Source organism: Aquimarina rhabdastrellae (genome assembly GCA_947387485.1).
Taxonomy (GTDB): domain Bacteria; phylum Bacteroidota; class Bacteroidia; order Flavobacteriales; family Flavobacteriaceae; genus Aquimarina.
Genome location: CANDNT010000002.1, coordinates 290,975 through 313,052, shown reverse-complemented (window position 1 = coordinate 313,052; position 22,078 = coordinate 290,975). Strand labels below are relative to the sequence as shown.

11 protein-coding genes are annotated in these 22,078 nt (G+C 33.0%); 3 read left to right on the top strand and 8 right to left on the bottom strand.

The features are described 5' to 3' along the window. Positions 1–7: 7 nt before the first annotated feature. Together ACYEKI_RS05925 and ACYEKI_RS05920 are read right to left on the bottom strand one after the other, a co-directional pair. A complete protein-coding gene (locus ACYEKI_RS05925; protein WP_459210249.1) occupies positions 8–1,504 on the bottom strand; it encodes a GH3 family acyl-acid amido synthetase in 1,497 nt (498 codons plus the stop codon). Positions 1,505–1,512: 8 nt separating this feature from the next. Continuing rightward, positions 1,513–2,382 (bottom strand): M23 family metallopeptidase, encoded by an 870-nt coding sequence (locus ACYEKI_RS05920; RefSeq protein WP_459210248.1) that lies wholly within the window; start codon positions 2,380–2,382, stop codon positions 1,513–1,515. A 184-nt stretch (positions 2,383–2,566) separates the two neighbouring features. On the opposite strand from ACYEKI_RS05920, the gene ACYEKI_RS05915 reads away from it, so the two are divergent. Then, the gene (locus ACYEKI_RS05915; RefSeq protein ID WP_459210247.1) at positions 2,567–2,755 is read left to right on the top strand and encodes a twin-arginine translocase TatA/TatE family subunit; all 189 of its coding nucleotides are present in this window, start codon (positions 2,567–2,569) and stop codon (positions 2,753–2,755) included. Between the two features lie 59 nt (positions 2,756–2,814). On the opposite strand, the gene ACYEKI_RS05910 is transcribed toward ACYEKI_RS05915, so the two are convergent. The 4 genes from ACYEKI_RS05910 to ACYEKI_RS05895 form a co-directional block, all read right to left on the bottom strand. Then, positions 2,815–4,944: a Tex family protein gene (locus tag ACYEKI_RS05910; protein ID WP_459210246.1), complete on the bottom strand. Its 2,130-nt coding sequence runs from the start codon at positions 4,942–4,944 to the stop codon at positions 2,815–2,817. Positions 4,945–5,020: 76 nt separating this feature from the next. Continuing rightward, a complete protein-coding gene (locus ACYEKI_RS05905) occupies positions 5,021–6,007 on the bottom strand; it encodes a DUF4837 family protein (protein ID WP_459210245.1) in 987 nt (328 codons plus the stop codon). 4 nt (positions 6,008–6,011) lie between these two features. Continuing rightward, on the bottom strand, positions 6,012–7,628 hold the full coding sequence (locus ACYEKI_RS05900) for a LysM peptidoglycan-binding domain-containing protein (protein ID WP_459210244.1): 1,617 nt from the start codon (positions 7,626–7,628) through the stop codon (positions 6,012–6,014). A 284-nt stretch (positions 7,629–7,912) separates the two neighbouring features. After that, the gene (locus tag ACYEKI_RS05895; RefSeq protein ID WP_459210243.1) at positions 7,913–9,100 is read right to left on the bottom strand and encodes a phosphoglycerate kinase; all 1,188 of its coding nucleotides are present in this window, start codon (positions 9,098–9,100) and stop codon (positions 7,913–7,915) included. A 139-nt stretch (positions 9,101–9,239) separates the two neighbouring features. Between ACYEKI_RS05895 and ACYEKI_RS05890 the strand changes: the two genes are divergently transcribed. Both ACYEKI_RS05890 and ACYEKI_RS05885 read left to right on the top strand, forming a co-directional pair. Next, positions 9,240–10,394: a DNA polymerase III subunit gene (locus tag ACYEKI_RS05890; protein WP_459210242.1), complete on the top strand. Its 1,155-nt coding sequence runs from the start codon at positions 9,240–9,242 to the stop codon at positions 10,392–10,394. Between the two features lie 5 nt (positions 10,395–10,399). Further along, on the top strand, positions 10,400–10,798 hold the full coding sequence (locus ACYEKI_RS05885; protein ID WP_459210241.1) for a DoxX family protein: 399 nt from the start codon (positions 10,400–10,402) through the stop codon (positions 10,796–10,798). A 76-nt stretch (positions 10,799–10,874) separates the two neighbouring features. Here the strand turns inward: ACYEKI_RS05885 and ACYEKI_RS05880 are convergent, their stop codons facing one another. Beyond that, the gene (locus ACYEKI_RS05880) at positions 10,875–11,837 is read right to left on the bottom strand and encodes a PorP/SprF family type IX secretion system membrane protein (protein ID WP_459210240.1); all 963 of its coding nucleotides are present in this window, start codon (positions 11,835–11,837) and stop codon (positions 10,875–10,877) included. Between the two features lies 1 nt (position 11,838). Further along, positions 11,839–22,035, bottom strand: coding sequence for a T9SS type B sorting domain-containing protein (locus tag ACYEKI_RS05875; protein ID WP_459210239.1), 10,197 nt, complete (start codon positions 22,033–22,035; stop codon positions 11,839–11,841). Positions 22,036–22,078: the final 43 nt, after the last annotated feature.

Here is a 22,078-nt window from a genome sequence, read left to right as displayed (position 1 = left end):
ATAATTATTAACCGACTACCATATCTGAAAGTGCTTCAGCTATCTTACGATCATTTGATAATCTCGGTAGTTTATTTTGTCCTCCTAGTTTGCCTATTGATTTCATATACATTTTAAAACCATCTTTTTGTACTATTGTAATCTTAAGTGGTTTTAAAATACTTCCTTCAATTAAATCATCATAATACGAGTTTTGTTTTCTCAATGATGTATCAATTGCTATTGTTAATCTTTCAATATCAGTAGGCTGTTCTTTAAACTCAATAAACCATTCATGATATGGTAATCCTTCTTTTGGATTTATTTGTGGAGCAACTGTAAATTCATTAACAGCTCCTCCTATTTGTTCTATCCCCTCTTTTAACGCTTGATCTACTTCTTTCCCTATCACATGTTCCCCAAATGCTGAAATAAAATGCTTTATTCGTCCTGAAACAATCACTCTATATGGTTTTACACTAGTAAATATTACCGTATCACCAATGTTGTAACTCCATAATCCTGCGCTTGTTGAAATCAAAATTACATAATTAACTCCTACCTCAACTTCTCCTATGGTATAACGTTTAGGGTTTTCTGTAAAAAACTCATCTGTTTTTACAAATTCATAAAACATTTCGGAATCTAATTGTAATAGCATTCCTTTTTCATTTTGCTTATCTTGAAATGCAAAAAAACCTTCAGACGCTGGATACAACTCTATACTGTCAACTTTTCTCTGAATTAATTGCTCAAAAGTAGCTCTATAAGGTTCAAAATTAACACCTCCATAAATAAATAATTCAAAACTATTAAACAGTTCTCCGATTGGTTTACCTGTTTTATTTTTCAATCTTTCAAAATACATCTGTACCCAAGGCGGAATTCCGCTTATTACAGACATATTCTCTTTATAGGTTTCTTCTACAATTGCATCAACCTTTGTTTCCCAATCTTCTATACAATTAGTTTCCCAACTAGGCATTCGATTTTTTTGCAAATACTTAGGAACATAATGAGCTGCTATACCTGACAATCTTCCTAATTTTATCCCATTCTTTTCATTAAGTACTGGACTTCCTTGTAAAAAAATCATCTTTCCATCTACAAAAGACGCTTTTCCTGTCTCTGCTATATAACATAAGATAGCATTACGAGCAGCGTTGATATGATAAGGTATAGACTCTTTTGTCAACGGAATATATTTAACTCCACTAGTTGTTCCTGATGTTTTAGCAAAATAAAGTGGTTTTCCTGGCCATAAAATATCTTCTTCTCCTGCAACTACACAATCAACATAAGAACGTAATTCTTCATAATCTCTTACGGGCACTCTTTTGACAAAATCACTATGAGTTTTTATATTATCAAAATCATGATCTTTACCAAAACTAGTATCCTTTGCTTTGTCAATCAGGTATTTAAAAACTCTTTCTTGAGTTTCAATTGGATTTTCTGACCATTTATCAATCTTTTTACGAATGTACTTCGCAAAAATTTTAGCTCCTATTACTTTTATAGACATATAATTACCTATTCAAAATCAATAAATAAAGATGGGTCGATAGAATATCCATCTCTCCACAACTCAAAATGTAAATGCGGTCCCGTAGATAAATCTCCGGTAGATCCAGCAGTAGCAATCACTTCACCAGCTTTAACAAGTTCTCCTTGTTGTTTTGTTAGAGATGCATTATGCTTATATATGGTTAAGATATTAAAGCCATGATCTAATATCATTACATAACCTGTATCTGCCGTCCAATCTGCAAAAATCACTGTTCCATCTGCTGCTGCTTTAATAGGTGTATCTTTGGGTACAGCTACATCTATTGCATAGTGTTTTTCATTAGAATCGTATTTTGAGGTAATAGATCCTTTTACCGGTGGAAATAAAGAAAAATCTGCATTAGCTTTTTCTTTATCAAATAAGCTGTATTTATCTTCTCTAGAAACCTCTTCTCTTAATTCTATATCTTCTTGAGAAGGAGTTAAGTCTATTTCATCTATCTCAACTTTTTGTGTATTTGTAGAAGTATCTTTAAAATTTTCTTCTCCTTCTACATCTCCTAATAACACATTTTTAATAGCATTATATTCTTGCTCTTTAAGCGCAAATTGCGTTTTTAAAGAATCTGCTGTAATTTCTAATGCTCTCGCTTTTTTTGCTAATGAAGAAGATGAATAACCTGGAATGTATTCTCTTAATGGTGTAAAAGCAATTAAAACTGTAGTACAAGAAATTAAGATAACAGAAACCATCATGACTATAACAAATACATTTAGTCTGTTTAGTTTAAAAGAAATACGCTCTTCAAAAGTATCTTCATTAAGGATTACCAAACGATACTTATTAAGCAGTTTTCTAGCTATCTTCTTTTTATTTTTCTTGTCCTTTCCCATAAAATTAACGACAAATATACGTATTCTCCCTATGCATAAAAATCCTTACTCATAGATTTCTTCCTTTTTTAACTCTAAATTCAACTTCTTCATTTTATTTTTTCATTTTTTTGAATTATCTCTTCTTTCTTAGCTTTTTTTAGTAGGTAAATCTTTTTAACTTTGTATTCTAAATTTTAAGACAATGATTTCATTACATACTTTTTTAGGAATGATTGGTGCTCCTCAAATCATTCTAATCGTAGTTGTAGTTCTACTTTTATTCGGAGGAAGAAAAATTCCTGAATTAATGAGAGGATTAGGAAGCGGTATCAAAGAATTTAAAGACGCAACTAAAGAAGATGAAGATCCTAAAATAGATCAAAAAAATTAATACTATTATATCATAAAAAAGAAAACCCTTCTAAAATTTAGAAGGGTTTTCTTTTTGTTTTAATCTATCAACGATAATTGTATTCTCTTTCTTGCTAAATCAACATTAATTACTGTTGCCATGACTTGTTGATTTAATTGTACAACTTCATTAATATCACTTATATATTCATTAGCTATTTTCGAAATATGTATTAATCCACTTTCTTTTACTCCTATATCTACAAAACATCCAAAATTGGTAATATTATTTACTATTCCAGGTAGTTTCATTCCTATTTTTACGTCTTCTATTGATTTAACGTTAGGGTCAAACTCAAAAACCGAAGCAGTTGCTCTAGGGTCAACTCCTGGTTTTTCTAGTTCGGCTATAATATCTGTAAGTGTAGGTATTCCTACTGCTTCAGAAACATATTTATTGATTTTAATTTTTTGAATGGCTTGTTTATTACCTATTAATTCTTTTAATGGAACTCCTATATCTTTTGCCATTTTATTCACCAGTTGATATCGTTCTGGGTGTACTGCCGAATTATCCAATGGATTTTCTGGTTTTACAATTCTCAAAAAAGCTGCAGCTTGTTCAAAAGCCTTACTGCCTAATCTTGGTACTTTTTTGAGCTCTTGTCTAGATTTTAAAGCTCCATGTTCTGATCTATACGTAACAATATTCTCTGCTAATTTTTCACCGATTCCTGATACATAGCTTAATAGTGGTACACTGGCTGTATTTACATTAATACCCACACTATTTACACAACTCATAACAACAGTATCTAACTCACTCTTCAGTTTTGTTTGATCTACATCGTGCTGGTATTGTCCCACTCCTATAGATTTAGGATCAATTTTTACTAATTCTGCCAATGGATCTGCTAATCTTCTTCCTATAGAAACTGCTCCTCTTACTGTAACATCATAACTAGGAAATTCATCTCTAGCAATTTTTGATGCAGAATATACCGATGCTCCACTTTCGTTTACCATAAAAACTTGCAAATCTCTATCAAATGGAATTTTCTTAATAAAAGCTTCAGTTTCTCTTGCCGCTGTTCCATTACCTATCGCTATGGCTTCTATTTTATATGCATTAACCAAAGATTTAATCTTTTTGATCGCTTGTGTTGTTTCTCTTTGTGGCGCGTGTGGATATATATTTTCATTATGTAATAACCCTCCTTGTTGATCTAAACACACTACCTTACATCCCGATTTAAAACCTGGATCTAATGCCAAAATTCTTTTTTGCCCTAATGGAGAAGCTAATAATAATTGTTTTAAATTTTGTGCAAATACTTTAATTGCACTTTCATCTGCTTTTAATTTATTTTTATTCAATGCTTCAGTTGCCAGTGCAGGTGTTAATAATCTTTTGTAGGCATCTTCTATTGCAATGAATAATTGATCTGTGCATGCTTTTACATCTGTTTTGATAATAATATCATCAATAGTATCTAAAGCTTCTTCTTCATTTATAGCTATTTTAACTCTTAATACCTTTTCTTTTTCTCCTCTCAAGATAGCCAATAAACGATGAGATGGGCATTTATGCAATGGTTCTTCCCACTCAAAATATTGCTCATATTTCTGAGCTTCTTCTTCCTCTTTTTTTGTTTTTATTACTTTGGCACTGATTACTGCTCTTCGTTCATAAATTCTACGCAATTTGGTTCGAACTCTTTCATTTTCATTTATCCATTCTGCAATAATATCTCTAGCTCCTTCTAATGCTTTATCCGTATTCTCTACATCTTTATTTACAAATTTTGAAGCTTCAAAATCTAACTCAGTTTCTCTTTGCTTCATGATCATCTGTGCCAATGGTTCTAAACCTAATTCACGAGCAACAGAGGCTTTGGTTTTTCGCTTTTTCTTATAAGGTAAGTATATATCTTCAAGTATGGTTAAATCAAAACATTCTTTAATCTTCTGTTCTAACACAGATGTTAATGCATCTTGTTCTTTAATACTTTCTAAAATGCTTTCCTTTCTTTTTTCTATAGTTTCAAAAGCTGTTTTGTGTTTTACAATTTCTCCTATAGCTACCTCATCAAGATTTCCTGTCATTTCTTTTCTATATCGAGAAATAAAAGGGATTGTTGCTCCTTCTTCTAATAAAGAAACAGTATTCTTAATTTGCTTTTCTGATACTGCTGTTATTTGCTTGTTTATATAATGTACTAGGTTCATTCTAATATTCTATATATTTTTTATATAAAAAAAGGAGATGCATCGCTCTCCTTTTCAAGTTTTTTTTATACGTATATTAGTTAAATTTAACTGTTTTCATAATTGCTTCAAGCTCAAACATATTATCTCGTTTGTTCACTGATGGAGCAAATACAAATCCTTCTAAAACAACTAATCTATTATTCTTTTTATCCTCAATCACATAATTTACAAAAGGTCCAGCCATAAATTTATTTTTTACTTCCCAAGTACCTTTAGTTTCATAAGCAAAATTACCATCCATTGTTGTTTCAAATAAAAATGGTGCGTATGATTTTTCTGTGATAAATCTTCCTCCTTCTATCGTTGGGATATTAATTCCTCCTATAGAATCACGCATTTTAATAATATTAGCAACAATACTACTATCTTTTTTAATTGTATTTATTGGTAATTCATATGCGATTAAATTCATGCTACCATGTGTAATATCTTTTCTAATCCAAAAGAAGTTTTTCTCAAGTTTGGCTAATCGATAAGCTGTTGGTATTTTTAGTTCAACGCCTAATTGTTCTTTTAGTTCTGGTATCTTTTCAAGCGACTTACTTATACGTCTTTGTTTTTCTTTTGTTTCTGTAGCTTTTAATTTTGCAATTATTGATTCTGCATTTTCTGTAATCTGTGCAATAATCTCTTCATTCGAATTACCTGCTACAACTATACCTTTTTGAGGAGTTGCGTATTTATTAGTGTATTCTTTAATGTTTTTTTGCCCTTTTTCTATTTTCAGAAATGTTCTATTCTTTCTAGATATCCCAGAAAATGCTTGCGGTGGCATTTGTCGCATAGAAAATAATGGTTCTACTTGAGGTAACCCCGCTACTTCTGCTGCAAAATATTTTCTGATAGTTTCTCCAACTTCTCCTTTCCATAATTCATTATCTACAATGATAGAAAGTTCGTTAATCCTACCTACAGATTGCGCCATAGCGTTTTTATTCCTATTTGCTTTGTTTTCTTTCTTATCAGAACAACCTATAATTGTAAAAACACTAAGAGTAAGTATTGCTAGATATTTTTTCATTTGATTAGCTTTTTGATATTTTTAGTTTCATTCCTGGCTTTATACCACTACTGCGAATACCGTTCCATTTTTTCAATTTATCAATAGTAACTCCTTTAAATTTTTGTGCAATGCTCCATAAAGTATCTCCTTTTTTAACCGTATAGGTTCCTCCTTTTGGTGCTACTTTAGAATTTTTGGCTACACTACTCTTCTTTCTTCCAGACATAACTGGTCTTCTAGGATAAATTGTTAATCGTTGGCCAACTCTTAAATTATTGCTCCGCAATCCATTCCATCTCTTGATCTGACTTACCCTTACTCCATATCTTCTAGCTATCTTTCCTAAATAATCTCCATTACGTACACGATAACGTATACGGTTTTGTGCTTCAAAAAATTTGGGTAAAGGCTTTTCTCTTTTATCTAATTCTGCTTGTGCTAAAGCATATATTTGATCTTCATTGGCTACAAATTGACCTATCTTATCTAATGGTAATCTTAACGTATAATTTTCATCTTTGATATAAGGTATAATATCTAATTTATAAGAAGGGTTTAAGAATTGTAATTCTTCGATATCAATACTCATAATTTCTGAAACCTGATCTAGAGTAATCATCTTCTTGACTTTTACTGTATCTGTTTCAAAATATGCAAACTCAGGTTTTTTAGGCTGAAATCCATGCTTATCTGCATATTCAAAAATATACATTGTAGCTAAAAACGCTGGTAAATATCCTGCTGTTTCTCTAGGTAAATTAGGTCGAATATTCCAATAGTTAGTATAACCTCCACTACGTCTAATCGCTTTTGTTACATTACCTGGTCCAGAATTATATGAAGCCAATACCAAATCCCAGTCTCCAAATACTTTATATAAACTTGCTAAATATTTACAAGCTGCTTCTGTAGCCATAACAGGATCCATACGCTCATCTACATAAGAACTCACTTCTAATCCAAACATCTTTCCTGTTCCAAACATAAACTGCCATAATCCTGTTGCTCCTACTCTTGATTTTGCTCTAGGTTTTAATGCAGATTCTACAATCGCCAAATATTTTACCTCTAGAGGAATATCATAATTATCTAATTGCTGTTCGAATAACGGAAAATAAAATTCTTTTAATGCCATTAATCGCTCAAGTGTTCTTCTTCTATTTTTTAAATACCCTTTGATAACACTTTCTAAAGCAGGATTATAATCTATATTAAACGGTGTTCTTGCATCTAGTTCTTTTAATCTTGCTTTTAAGGTATCTGTTGGTAACTCTTTATACTCAACAGGTTTGTATTCTAAAGTTGTAACTGTTTTATGTATAGTATCAAACAGATCTGAGTTATATAATTCTTGTTTCCAAATAGAATCTAATGCAGCTAACTGAGGATGATCCTCTAAAGTATAAACGATACTATCTTTTACCGAGGTTTTTGTTAATGTACTAGTTTTAAGCTCTCCTCCTAGATTATGTATAACTTGCGTTGTATCTACAATATGTAATGTATCTTTTTTAATACTCAACTCAAGAGGAACAATTTCTTTTCCTTTAGTCTTCTTTGTTTTAGATGATGTTTTTTTTTGAGTATATCCAGAGACACTAATTAACAGTATCAAGAGTAGCCCATATACATTTTTCATTCTATCTATCTTTTTTAGCACTATAATTATTATTATTCTACATAGACATAACGTCTAGAGATCAAAAAAGTGTCAATTTTAATACCAAGGTTTGTTTTTTTAATATAAAAATAACGTTTTCCCCCATTAACTTATTAAATACCAATCTTATTTAGTATTAAACACTCTTAAGACAACCTTGCGAAAATCGCATAATTTTATAAAAATCCAAAATGGTCTTTTTAATAAACAAGAAAATCTGGCTAAGTGCCAGATTTTCTGATTCTATTATATCTATTTATTTCTTAATCTAAAATTGCTGCAATTCCCGGTAAAGTTTTTCCTTCTAAACTTTCTAACATTGCTCCACCTCCTGTAGAAACATAACTCACTTTATTACCAAAACCAAATTGTTTTACAGCAGCAACAGAATCACCACCACCTACAAGAGAAAAAGCTCCATTAGCAGTAGCTTCTGCAATTGATTCTCCTAATGCGATAGTTCCTTTTGCAAAGCTTTCCATTTCAAAAACACCAAGTGGTCCATTCCATAATATTGTTTTTGATTGCATTATTACTTCATGAAATTTCTTTATTGTTTCTGGTCCTGCATCTAATCCCTGCCATCCATCAGGTATAGCATTTACAGCAGCTATTTGTGTATTAGCATCATTTGCAAAAGCATCTGCACCTATTACATCTACTGGTAAATGAATTTGTACACCTTTTTCTTCGGCTTTCTTCAATATTTCAAGAGCCAATTCTTGCTTATCATCTTCGCATATAGAATCTCCTATTTGTCCTCCTTGAGCTTTAATAAAAGTATATGTCATTCCACCTCCTATAATTAAGTGGTCCACTTTGTCTAATATATTTTCAATAATCGTGATCTTTGAAGAAACTTTTGAACCTCCCAAAACAGCTGTTACAGGTTTTTCTCCACTCTTTAACACTTTATCTATACTTTCAATTTCTTTGGCTAATAGTTTTCCAAAGCATTTATTTTCTGAAAAGAACTTCGCTACTATTGTTGTTGAAGCATGAGCTCTATGTGCTGTACCAAATGCATCATTTACATAAATGTCTCCTAATTTTGATAGTTTTTCTGCAAAAGCATCATCTCCTTTAGTTTCTTCACTATAAAATCTTAGGTTTTCTAATAATAATACTTCTCCTGGATTTAGTTTTGCTACTTCGGCTTCTACTGCTTCGCCTACACAATCAGTAACAAACTTTACTTGTACACCTATAATATCAGATACTTTCTCTACAATATGCTTTAAAGAAAACTCCTCTTGAACTCCTTTAGGTCTTCCTAAATGAGACATTAATACTGCACTTCCACCATCTTCCAAAATTTTTATAATAGTAGGTTTTGCAGCTTGTATACGCGTTGTATCGGTTACATTAAAATTCTCATCCAAAGGCACATTAAAATCTACTCTAATTAACGCTTTTTTATTGTTGAAGTTAAAATCGTTTATGGTTTTCATTTCTAATTGGTTTGATCACAAATATACTTTTTTCATAGTAATTCTGTCTCTCAATCCAGCAAATCCTTGATACACTTTAATGTTAAAATTATCTTTGAATCTTATATGTGGTTACATATGCAACATTTATCTTTGCTTCATGCTTTTTTCAGAAATTTTAGGTCTACCTCATATCAAGAAACATCTTACACATAGTGTAGATGGTAAACGAATTGCGCATGCTCAACTGTTCTCAGGAGCAAGTGGTAGTGGTGTATTACCCATGGCTATTGCCTATGCACAATATATTTTATGTAATAATACCAATGGTGAAAATACTGGTGGTAATCAAGCTTGTAATCTTAAATTTGATCACTTAGCTCATCCTGATTTACATTTTGCTTATCCAGTTGCTACTAACGATAAAGTAAAAAGACATCCTATTGCTGATCATTTTGCTCAAGAATGGCGTTCTTTTATTCAAAAGACTCCATATGGGACAATTTTTGATTGGTATCAACATATAGGGATCGAAAATAAACAAGGGCAAATTGGGGTTGATGAAGCTTTAGAAATTGTTAAAAAACTTTCTCTTAAAAGTTATGAAGGAGGCTATAAAGTAATGCTAATCTGGATGGCCGATAAAATGAATGTTGCAGCCTCTAATAAACTTTTAAAGTTAATAGAAGAACCACCAGAGAAAACAATATTTCTTCTTATTGCCGAAGATGAAAAACAATTACTTCAAACGATACGTTCTCGTTGTCAAATTTTACATTTTCCTCCTCTTGGTGAACAAGTAATTAAAGAATCCTTAAATAAAAATGAAGGAGTTGATGAAAATACTGCTATAAAAATTGCTCATCAAGCTAATGGAGATTATAATAGAGCTTTGTCAATTTTGCACAATGATGGTAGTGATCAACAATTTGAAGAATGGTTTATTCAATGGGTTCGTACTGCTTTTAGAGCCAAAGGAAATAAATCTTCTGTGAATGATTTAATTGCATGGAGTGAAACTATAGCTGCTACGGGGAGAGAAACTCAAAAGAAGTTTTTAAGGTACTGTCTTGACTTTTTTAGACAGGCTATGCTTCTTAATTATGGAGCTAATGATTTGGTATTTCTTGAACCTAAAACAAATGGGTTTAAATTAGAAAAATTTGCACCTTTTGTTCATGGTACAAATATTATTGATATCAATAAAGAACTTCAAGATGCTATTTATCATATTGAACGTAATGCTAATGGAAAAATAGTTCTTACTGATTTATCTATTAAATTAACTCGATTACTACATAAAAAACCGATATAATACTCATGGAAAACTTTATGCATCACATTGTTTCTATTACTATTCTTTTATTCTTTTTTATTACTTATTTTCAATCTGGAGTAGATAAAATCTTAGATTGGAAAGGTAATGTTACTTGGCTTAAAGGTCATTTTTCAGCCACATTTTTAAAGAATTTTGTACCACTAGCTTTAGCATTAATACTTTTTATAGAAATCATTACTGCTGTATATACTGTATTAGGGATTTATAATCTTATCGTTTATAATACTACTCCAATTGCTATACATGCTTTATTCTTATCATGTATTACGCTTTTAATGCTTTTATTTGGGCAACGTCTTGCAAAGGATTATCAGGGTGCTTTAACCATTACTTGCTACTTTATTGTATCTGTGTTTGGTTTATATGTGATCACTGCTTAAATCCTATTTAAATTATAAAAGAAAGGGCTTTAGAATAATTATCCTAAAGCCCTTTCTCTTTTTCTGTATTTCTATTTTAATATGTACATCCACATTTACTTTGTCTACAAGCAAAGTCAATACCAAATGTTATCATATGAGTTCCTGCTGTACTGGTTGGAAAAAATTCATTCACGTTTACCTGATATCCATAAGCTAAATAAAAATTAGCTTTCTTAATTCCTATCATAGGCGAAACAGATAATGGTTTAAAATCTTGATCTACCAAAGATCTTAACGAAACCCCAGCCCAATAATAATCTGTCGAGTGACGATCTTTTTTACGCACTTTAAGGTTAATATCTGCTGTTGATCTACCGTCTCCTGCAAAGTTTTGATATAGCACTGAAGGTTCATACTCCATATCTGTTAATTGATGTTGGAACGTATATCCCGTGTACACAAAATAGTTTTGGATCGCTTGTGGTTCATCAATTTGAAAATCATCTATTTCTCTTTTTAATAAGTTAACTGCATTACCACTTAAAAAGAATCTTCCATAACGATATAAGAACCCTATATCAAAATTTGAATTATTCACCTGAATATTAGGTAAATTAGGTGAAATAGGATTATCTGGATCTCCATTATTAAACTCACTTGCATCTATACCAAATTGAGTAAATCTATAACTTAAACCAAAAGATAAATAATGATCATTATATGCATCTAGGGTCAAGTGATGAGCAAAAGACAATTGAGCTCCCCTTTGTGTAGTAAAACCATTTTTATCATTAAACAAAACGGCTCCTACACCAGATCGATCAGATATTCTACCATCTACAGATAAAGATTGTGTACCTGGTGAATCTTCTATATTTACCCATTGTTCTAAACCAATACCTCTAACTTGCCAGCAATCCCCAATTCCAGCATAAGCACTGGAAATTAGATAGGGATTATCTGCAATATATTGATTCTGTACAGGTGGTAAAAACTCCTGTCCTAAAGCCATACAACTTATAAACAGGCTTACTAATAATATGCTATACTTTTTCATCTTATCTGTATAATGTAAAGTGACCTGTAAATTCTCTATTTTCTCTATCGTTAAGTTCTATCACATACCAATAATCTCCTGATGGCAATTCTTTACCATTATAAAGACCATCCCATCCTTGACCTTCTCCTCTAGGTCCCATAAAAGTTCTCAATAATCGACCATTACGATCATAAATATTCACTTCTATATTTGGGAAGAATTCAAGTTCTCTAGGATACCATGTATCATCTTCACCATTATTATCTGGTGTAAAGTAATTAGGTATTTGTATATCGATAAATTCAAGCGGTATACTTCTTATCAATTCACAACCATCATTATTAGCAAAATCTAATACTCTGATTTCGTAATCTCTAGTTTCATCGATAATGAAGATATTAGTTCCTATAGGTAGTAACTCGTTTCCATCAACAAAGTAACGGTAATTACCTCCAGCAGAAACTCCTCCTGTAACCTCTATTCTATATTCATTTAATTCTCCAGTAGCAACTACTTCAAAAGCTACAGGAACATATGCTTCAAGTTCAACATTATCATTCAATATTCTAGTACAAGAACTAGCTGTATGCTCCATCGAAGCTATAAAAGTTAAGCTTGATGTTGCACTAAAGGTAAATACATTACTAGTTTGACTTATTGGATTCACTCCGTCATCTAATGTATAGATAATACCCGTATTTATTGATGCATCACTATGCTCAAATGTTACTCTATACATAGCATCAGTAATTACTGTACCATTTTCATCTCGTTCTGGACAAATTAATTCTGTTACTATATTTGCTTCTAACAATGGTCCTGCTGGTATGATAACATCATAAGATGTTTCACAATCATTAGCGTCTCTAATAAATATACTCACAGTACCAGCTGCAAGTGGTGCAAAAGAAACACTAGTAGGATCTGAAACCTGTCTAAAATCAGTATCTAATCCTGTTAAGCTTACAAAGTATGGTGGTGTTCCTCCTTCTAAAGAAATAGTTACAGCTCCATCTGCATCTCCTTGACAAGTTTCTGGTATCACATTATTAGGATCCAATGTTACTTGAATAGCATCTGGTTCTACAATTTCGATATTCTCGATTAAGAACGCACATCCATTATTATCTTGAACATATACTGTATAAATTCCAGCTGTTAAATCTTCAAATACATGTTGACCTATTGTACCATCTCCTTCATCTTCAAAATATTGATTATTATCTAATGAATAGAAATAAGGTGCTGTACCTCCACTAGCAACAACAGTTATCATTCCATCTGCTTCTGCATTACAAGTAATATCTTGCGGTGTAGCATCAGCTACGAAAGCTGCATCAGGTTGCGTTATTTCAAATGGTAATACAACTGGAGTACAATCTCCACTAGTTACAGTGTAAGTATAAGTTCCAGCTAACAATTCACCAAAGAAACTTTGACTCTGTGGTCCAATGTTAACTCCAGCTCCTAAATAATCTGTTCCTGTAACTGTGTACATATAGTTTCCTAATCCACCTTGTACAGTACTATCTATAGAACCTGAATTATCTCCGAAACAAACAATCTCTAAGTTATCCATATCTAGAGTAACATCTAGATCATCTGGAGCATTTACAGGAACTGCATTAGAAGGTAATGAAATACATCCATTTGCATCTCTTACATAGAATACATATGGTTCATCATTAGCTTGCTCTGCAAGGTTCAAGAATACATTACTAGTTTGGAAATTCACTCCATCAATACTATATTCATAAGTATTACCTGCTAAAGGAGTTCCTCCACTTCCTGTAACTTCGACATCTATGGTTCTATTTGTACAATCTGGGAATCTTGTTATCACTACATCTGCCATTACTCTTGTAGGTCTAACGATAGTAATCGCTGGTAATACAAAGAAATCACAATTTAAAACATCTGTAACTTTTATAGTATATACTCCTGGTGCTAAATTTTCAAATATATTAGATTGCTGTAAAGCAGATTCTGGTCCTCCTTGCTCTTGGATTGTATAGAAATAACTACCTGCTCCCAAACCTCCTGTAGCATTTACTGTAATTGTACCATCGATACTATCAAAACACGCTAATGTACTAGGAGTAGCTGTAGCTGTAATCAAGGCTGGTGGAGTTATTTCAATTACAAATCCTGCTAGACAATCATTAGCATCCCTTGCTCGTACTCTATAGAATCCATCACTTAATCCAGTAAATGTAGATACCGTACTATAAGGTGTTATTATTGTACCACCAAGTGTTTCTAATTGGAATTCTTTAGCTCCTGTTCCTCCAGAAGCTACTGCTTGAATACTCGCATCACCGCCAGGGTTACAAGATTCTGGATTAACCAAACTAGCTGTAACAGTAACAGCCTCTGTAGGTGAATCTATAGGAACAATAGCACTAGTTTCTTCACAGAACGGATATGAAGTTTCTACAAATCTAATTTCATATGATCCGGCTGTTAATCCAGTTAATGGAATCGTTGTAGGATCAGCAGTTATCGTACCTGTAACTGTTGGTAATGGTGTTCCTGAAATTGTTTCAGTTATAGTATATTCATAATTTCCTGTGTATCCAGTTACAACAAGATCAATAGCCCCATCTGCATCTCCAAAACAAGCTAAATGATTTGTTGCTGAAGCATCCAAAGTTATATTGTCAAAAGGAATGACTTCGTATGTGGCATTAATCGTACATGTTGTATCGTTATCTCTTACCTCTATTGTATATAATCCTACGGCAGTTAAATCAAAGATTCCTGTCGTATTAGTATCTCCTGTTTCTATTACCGTAAATGTATAGTTTCCTGATCCTCCTGTAACTGTTACCGTAATATTCTCAAAATCTCCAGCTTGACATGAAATCTGAGAATTTTGAGTAATTACTGGATCGTTCATAATTTCAAATGTATTAACTACTACATTTTCTGTATCTGTACATCCATTAGCATCTGTAACAACCACTGTATAAGTTCCTGCCTCAGTAGCTTCTAATTGCATAGAAGTCGCTCCTCCAGGTATTGTATTTGTAATTGTCCTACTAGGTGTTGTGTAAACAATTTCTTGTGGGTTAGTTCCTCCTGTAATATTAGTAGTAATCACAGGTAAAACTCCTCCATTAGAAGTATCACAACTATATTCTGTTGCAGAAACTGTAATATCTAATAATGTAGGATCATCAATTCTGATATTAGGCTGAGTAACATCACATCCACGATCAGAGGTTACCGTAATAGAATAGTTACCTGCTGGTAAGCCTGTAAATAATGGATTATCTACTTGCGTAAAAACATTCGGAGGCGGTATCCCTAAATTTGTTAATACATAGGTATAAGGTGGTTCAGAAATCGGATCTATATTAATTAAAATAGTTCCATCACTATCTCCTACACAACTTGGACTTGTAACATCTACTCCTAAAACAGTTGGTATAGTAGGTCTACTTCTAGATACATCGGCAGTATAAGTACATCCTGCAGCAATAATTCCTGAATCAAATACTTCTACAGTATAATCATCTGCTTCTTGATTAGGGAATACATTACTAGCTTGAGGTCCTGTAACTACTCCTGTACGATTATTGGTTAAAGTATACATTAAGGCAGCACCTGATCCACCCGAAGTAGTAACTGTAATTACTCCATCGGCATCTAAACAATTAGGTTCTATAGTAAAATCAGCATCTACAACTACAGGATCAAAAACTGTAATAGTTCCTGTATCAAAACAACCTCTTGCATCTCTTACAGTTATAGTATATGTACCTGAAGATCTAATTGTAAAAATATGACTACCTAAAGGATCCCCAGCTATATTAATATCTGTTTCAAAATTAATACCGTCTAAACTATATTCTAATGGTCCATCTCCCGTAGCAGTAACTGTAAACTGATAAAAACCATTAAAATTACAAATATCAAAAGGTGGTACCGTAATTGTTGGATCTGTAAATAAAGTTAAAGGTCCTACATCTATCGGGCTAGGAATAGCCTGACATCCATTAGCATCTATAACATATACATCCCAATTTAAAGAAATTGTAGCATCTAAATCCAATATACCGTCTGCATCTGCAACAAAAGCTCCCACAGGGTTACCATCTGGAACTGCGCTATAACTATATGGTGGTGTTCCACCAACAACGCTAATAATAGCTGTTGCTAGATTATTACAATCTTGTGGTGTTATATCAACTAAATCGGCAGTTAATACTGGCGGTACATCAATAGTAAAGGTTTCTGCAGCATTACAAGGTTCCGCTAGTGCTGTATCTGTTTCTATTACTCTAAATAAATAGTCTCCAGGAGCTAATCCTGTAACTGTTCCTGTAACTGCTGTACCCGTAAGCCCTGTAGTAGGATTAGGTATAGAAATAACAACAGTTCCTGTAATATCTTGTAATGTATTAGCTACTAATACTTCATAGGTTAACTCTGCACCTTGGTAATTTGTAATTTCAAAATCTAAACTTCCATCAGTAGTATCGTTACAACTTGTTAAATTAGGTGTAACATCTATTACCATAGCTGAAGGACTTGGTTCTGCTGCTATAGACTGTATATCTGTACAACCCGTATCAGTATCTCTAATTTGATATACAAAAGGAGTATCAAATGGTAAACCAGTTAAACTAACATTTCTCACTACTGTTGGTGGCGTTCCTATCGCTGTATAGGTTCCTGATGGGTATTCTCTTATTTCGAAAGGTCCAACTCCACCAGTAATAGTAATATCTATAGTAACTCCATCTGTACAGATTCCAGTAGTTACAGAAGATGTTGTGAAAATAGGTAGTGTTTCAATAAGTTGTGAAAATTCTCTAAAACACCCTCTTGAGTCCTCTACACGTATTCTATGGTTACCAAAACCTAAATTCAGGAATTCAACAAAATCATTCATTGTAGGTCCTACTTGTACAGTAGAATTATCAGGATTAATCAACGTATAGGTATATGGTGGTGTTCCACCAATAACATTTGTTAATTCAAAAGAACCTGGAATATCACCTGTAGGTCCACATCCTATTGGTTCGTGATCTTGTACAGCTGTAATAGCAGCTGGTTCCCCAACGGTAACTGTAAAATCTGCAAAACACTCTTTTGCATCTCTAACTCTATAAGTATATGTACCTGCTGTTAAATTTCTATAAGTTAAGTTAGTACTAAATCCTCCTCCATCAAAATCAACTTCAAATGGAGCTACTCCCATAGTATCATCTATATCAATAACTACTGTACCATCACTACCTCCTGGACATGTAACATCATCTACTGTTTCTGTCGCTGCAGGTGTTTCTAAAGGCTCTAAAAGAAAATCATTAGAAAAATCTTCACATCCTCTAGCATCTCTTACAGCAAAAAAGTAGTGTCCCGGAGTTGCAACTGAATGCGTTAAAGTACTTACTCCTGTTGTGAAATTACCAATAGGCACAGCACTTGCTGGGTTTCCTACTTCCAAAAAGAAAAGTGTAGCTGGTAAATATCCTCCAGTATTAGTAATCTCAAATTGAGCTTCAGGTGTTGCAGAACAATCTAAATCTTTAAGTAATCTAGCTGTGATGCTAATTGCTGGTTCAATCGTAACTGTAACATCTGTAGCGTTACATGAGTTAGCATCCATTACAGATATTGTATGTGTACCCGGTGTTAATCCTGTAACCGTAAAATCTGTTTGAGTAGCTCCTAATGTAACAATTGCTCCTCCATCAACTTGATAGCTATATGGTAAAACACCATCTGTTACATCTACATGAATACTCGCTGCATTAGGGTCTGTAGGATCATAACAATAATCACTTAATGTATCATCTATTGTGGCAGTAGGATCAACTGTAGGATCAATAGTTATTGTTGTACTAGCAATACATCCTCTACTATCCTCAACATTTACTGTATATGTACCATCTGATATATTAACAAAAGTATTAGCTGCTTGGTAAGGTCTAATTACTGTTGTATTTGCAGCATCTCTTAATTCGTATCTATATACAGGTTCACCTCCTGTTGCAGTAACTGTTATAGTAGCTCCAGTAACACAAGTAAGTCCTGCTTCTGTAGCAGTAACTGTTAAATCATTTGCTGGTTCGTCTATAACTATAGTTTCTGTAGCTGTACAATTAGTCACATCATCTGTTACTGTTATTGTATAGTTACCAGCACCTAAATTACTTAACACAACTGGAACTGTAGTGGTACCTGTAACTGGAGGTACTGCTGTTCCTGTACTAGTAACCGTATAACTATATGTAGTATCAAAACTACCTGCAGTAAATGTTATTTCTCCTTCTGTTCCTCCACGACAAACAATATCACCTGTTCTAGTTGCTGATATTGTAATATTATCAATATCATTTATTGTGATTTGTTCACTATAAGAACATCCATCTGTTATAGTTTCTGCATCTATTCTATACGTACCTGCAGATAATCCAGTAAAGATATTTGATGTTTGAGGACCTACAACTAATGCAGGCGCAGCTGGAATAACTCTTGTTAAAGTATATCTAATATCAGCTGCTGCACCATTAGATGTTGCCGTTACAGTAAGATCAGATGTTAATGCTGGACATTGCATCTGAGAAATATCAAAATCTAAGTTTGTAATCTCATGTAAAGGATCTATTGTTAATGAAGGTAATGTTACTGTACATCCATTGGCATCTCTTACATGTGTAGTATATGTTCCTGCTGTAAGGTTGGTAAATACTCCTGTTGTATTGGTAAAGTCAGTACCATTAATGCTATATGTATATGCAGGTGTACCACCATTAACATTAGTTATTGTAATAGTACCTTCTTGGGCACATGTATAATCTTGAGTAATCGCTACATCTGCAGTAATAGGAGTAGCATCAATAACTTCAACATTTATTTCATCAGTTTCACAATCATAAACATCTTTTATTGTAACTATATGATTCCCTACAGATACTCCAGTAAACGTATATGTTGTAGTTGTCCTTGGAGCTAATTCAACTCCATCCAATGCATATATATAAGGTGGAATTCCTCCTGCTACCGTAACAGTTATCTCTCCTGTTTCACCTGGACAATCGGGACTAGTAGCTGTTGCTGTTCCTGTTATAGGTGTATAAGGGTCTATTACAACACGTATTGGTTCTGAACAAACAATACTTGTAGCTCCAGTATCTTGTACTTCTATAGTATAAGTACCATCCGTATGGAATCTAAATTCATATGTTGTTCCTGTTACTGGCTCTAAAACGTTTCCTCCTGAAGTAAATGTATAGGTACCAGATCCTCCTGTTACAGTAACTTCTACAAGAGCTACTAAAGGATTAGGATCAAAAGGCGGTGCCGTAGGATCATAATCAGGATGAGTATCATCATTTAAATCAGGGTTAGGTTGAAAACCTGGATTACAATGTAATTGCTCAATAACTCTAGCATTAATCGTTAACTCTGGAGCTGGGTTTATAGTTACAGTTTCTGATCTAACACAAACACCATCATTTGTAGTTACTTCTACATCATAAGTATCTGCACCTAATCCTGCAAAGGTATGTAAGGTTTGAGTTGTTGGTCCCTCAGTAATAGAAAATGGAGTACTTGTACTATTAACTGTATATAAATAATTAATATCTCCATCAGTTACCTGAACAACAATGCTTCCGCTATCTGCTGCACAACTCATATCATTAGCAGTAACAGTCACGGCTGCATCTTCACCAAATAAGTTGATTCTATCTTCATAGATACATCCTTCTGGTGGATCTCTTCTTACTCTCGCTTCTAATCTATATTCTCCTATTTCAGTAAGTCCGTCAAATAATGGACTGTCTTGATAAGCTGTAGGTGTACCTGAAGGTAAAATTAAACGGTATTCGTATGCAGTTGCTGCATTTAAAACTTCTAATGCACCAGCATTTCCACAAATAATTTCTCTTACAACACCTAACTCAGGTTCATAATTATTAGTAAATACATTAAAATGGAATGTTACTTCACATCCACCAGGGAATGTTGCTCTAATTCTATATTCACCCTCTTCTGAAATCGTATGTACTCTTGTTGTAGCAATTTCTGTCCATTCTGGTTCACAAACAGGATCTATAGTAGGACAATCAGGATCTCGAGTTACTGTAGCACAAGCTGTAGGATCTAATCGTTCCCAAATAATAGAAGTTGCATCTATAAAATTTGTATCGATAGTTTGAGAATCAGAAGCCCCACATAAAAATATTTCTGGTAATTCTTCACCGTTAATAGGACATGTTCTTATGTTATCAGCTATAGGAATAACTGGGTTAGTTACCGCCGTAAATACATCTACGGTCCATTCTTCAAATAAACTTATACATCTTGTACTTGTTTTATTTACTCTATATGTTCCTGCTGCTGATGCAGTGAAAATATTACTAGGTCCATCTTGAACTACATTACCACCACCATCTGTCCATGTATAGTTATCAAAACCTGTTCCTGCTACTAAATCAACATCACCAGAACATATAAACGCACTATATTGGTTATCGCAACTATCTGTATTAATTAAGAAATTAGATAATCCTGGTATTGGAGTACCACAAATAGGATCTATTCCTGAAATACTTTCGTCTCCTGTAACTACATCTCCTGTATCTACTCCCTCATATCTAGATCTAACTGTATTAATAATATCATTAGAACACGCATCTCTTAAATCTGCACAAGTAGCTACTACTTGAACTTTAAATCGTATTTTAAATGAGGGGGCATTCTCTTCAACTAAACTATCATCTGGAAGAAAACGAAGTCTTCTTATACCATTAGGTAATACTGTATTTTCAAAGGTTACTCCTGCTGGTACAATAATATCACTGTCTGATAATAAATCAGTATTAATAGGTAATCTATCATTAATTCTTACATCTGTAAGATCTTCATTTCCTATATTTTGAATAGTAAGTTCATAAAATAATTCATCACCAAAGTTTACTCCTCCACCTGTAATATCAACACCACTACTATTTAAAACACGCTTAATAACTCTCAATTCAGGTTTAACAACTTCAATAGAAAGTGCGTTTAAGAAAATATTATAAACATCACCTGTTGTTGTTGCTTCAAAACGAACTGAGGTCTGATTATTTCCTATAACTGTATTACTGGGGTTATTAATACTAAAATAATCGGCATCAAAACCTAAAGTATTTCTAGAGTTAGGATTTCTTGTATTATCATATGCTCCTTGATTTGATACAGAACTATTAAAAAAGTTAGTAGAACTATTTACTGGATCAAATAAATCCATTTGAGTAGTATTAACTCTTCTTATACGTAAACGATCTCCTCGAATACCAAAATCTCCTTCTAAGGTAGCTACACCAAAATTAGCTCTAACTGGAGTTGGAGCTTCTAATGTTAAAAATCCATCATAAGTAAAAGGTTGATTTTGCCCACTAATATTTAAAAAACCATGTTTTGTAGATAATCTTTTGGTAGACAAATTCTCATCTTCATACATCAGTACCAAAACCCATCCAGAAGAAGCTCCATTAGTACTTCTAAATAATGTTCTTCCTGTTGCAGCTCTTACATTGGCAACTGTATATTCACCTCCAGGACTAGTTAAACTACTTAAAAGACTAGTTACATCTTTATAACAAACATAAGGCATATCCCATGCAGCACGAGTAGTATTTGCATGAGTAGGATCTCCTGGATATCCATTATAAATTACTTCGTCTGCAGTTAAATCTACATAAGAAGTTGTTCCTGGTAATTTAATTTTAGCATTTCTAAATGTTCCTGGCAGTCCATCTTGTATATGCCTATTATCTGGTATTGTAGGTGTATTTAAGTTCGTGCTTTCTAAAAAATATGCAGAAGACCAATATAATCCAGCATATACTACTCTAGAACAAGCAGAAGGGGGTGTAAATGATGCCGAACTAGAACTAAAAGTTGTAGGGTCACTGTCCACATCTATATAACCATAAGTCAAGTTATTATTTCTAGCACCTCCATTATAAGCATTGTTAGGATTATATGTAATATTTTGAATATCAACTTCAACTCCTTGAGGTTGGGGACCTGATAATCCTATATTAGTATTTCCTATAAATTGCATATCACCTCTTATCTCTATATCTGCTCCAGTAGGAGTTCTAAAAGGTATATTAGTCACAGATGTCTGTGCTAATAAGGTATTGACCGAGAATAGTATCAAGGCCAATAGGGTTAAGCTTATTTTTAGATTACTCTTAGTTTTCATAAGCGTTGTATTTTATTTCGGTTGAATTGGGACTCTATATTGT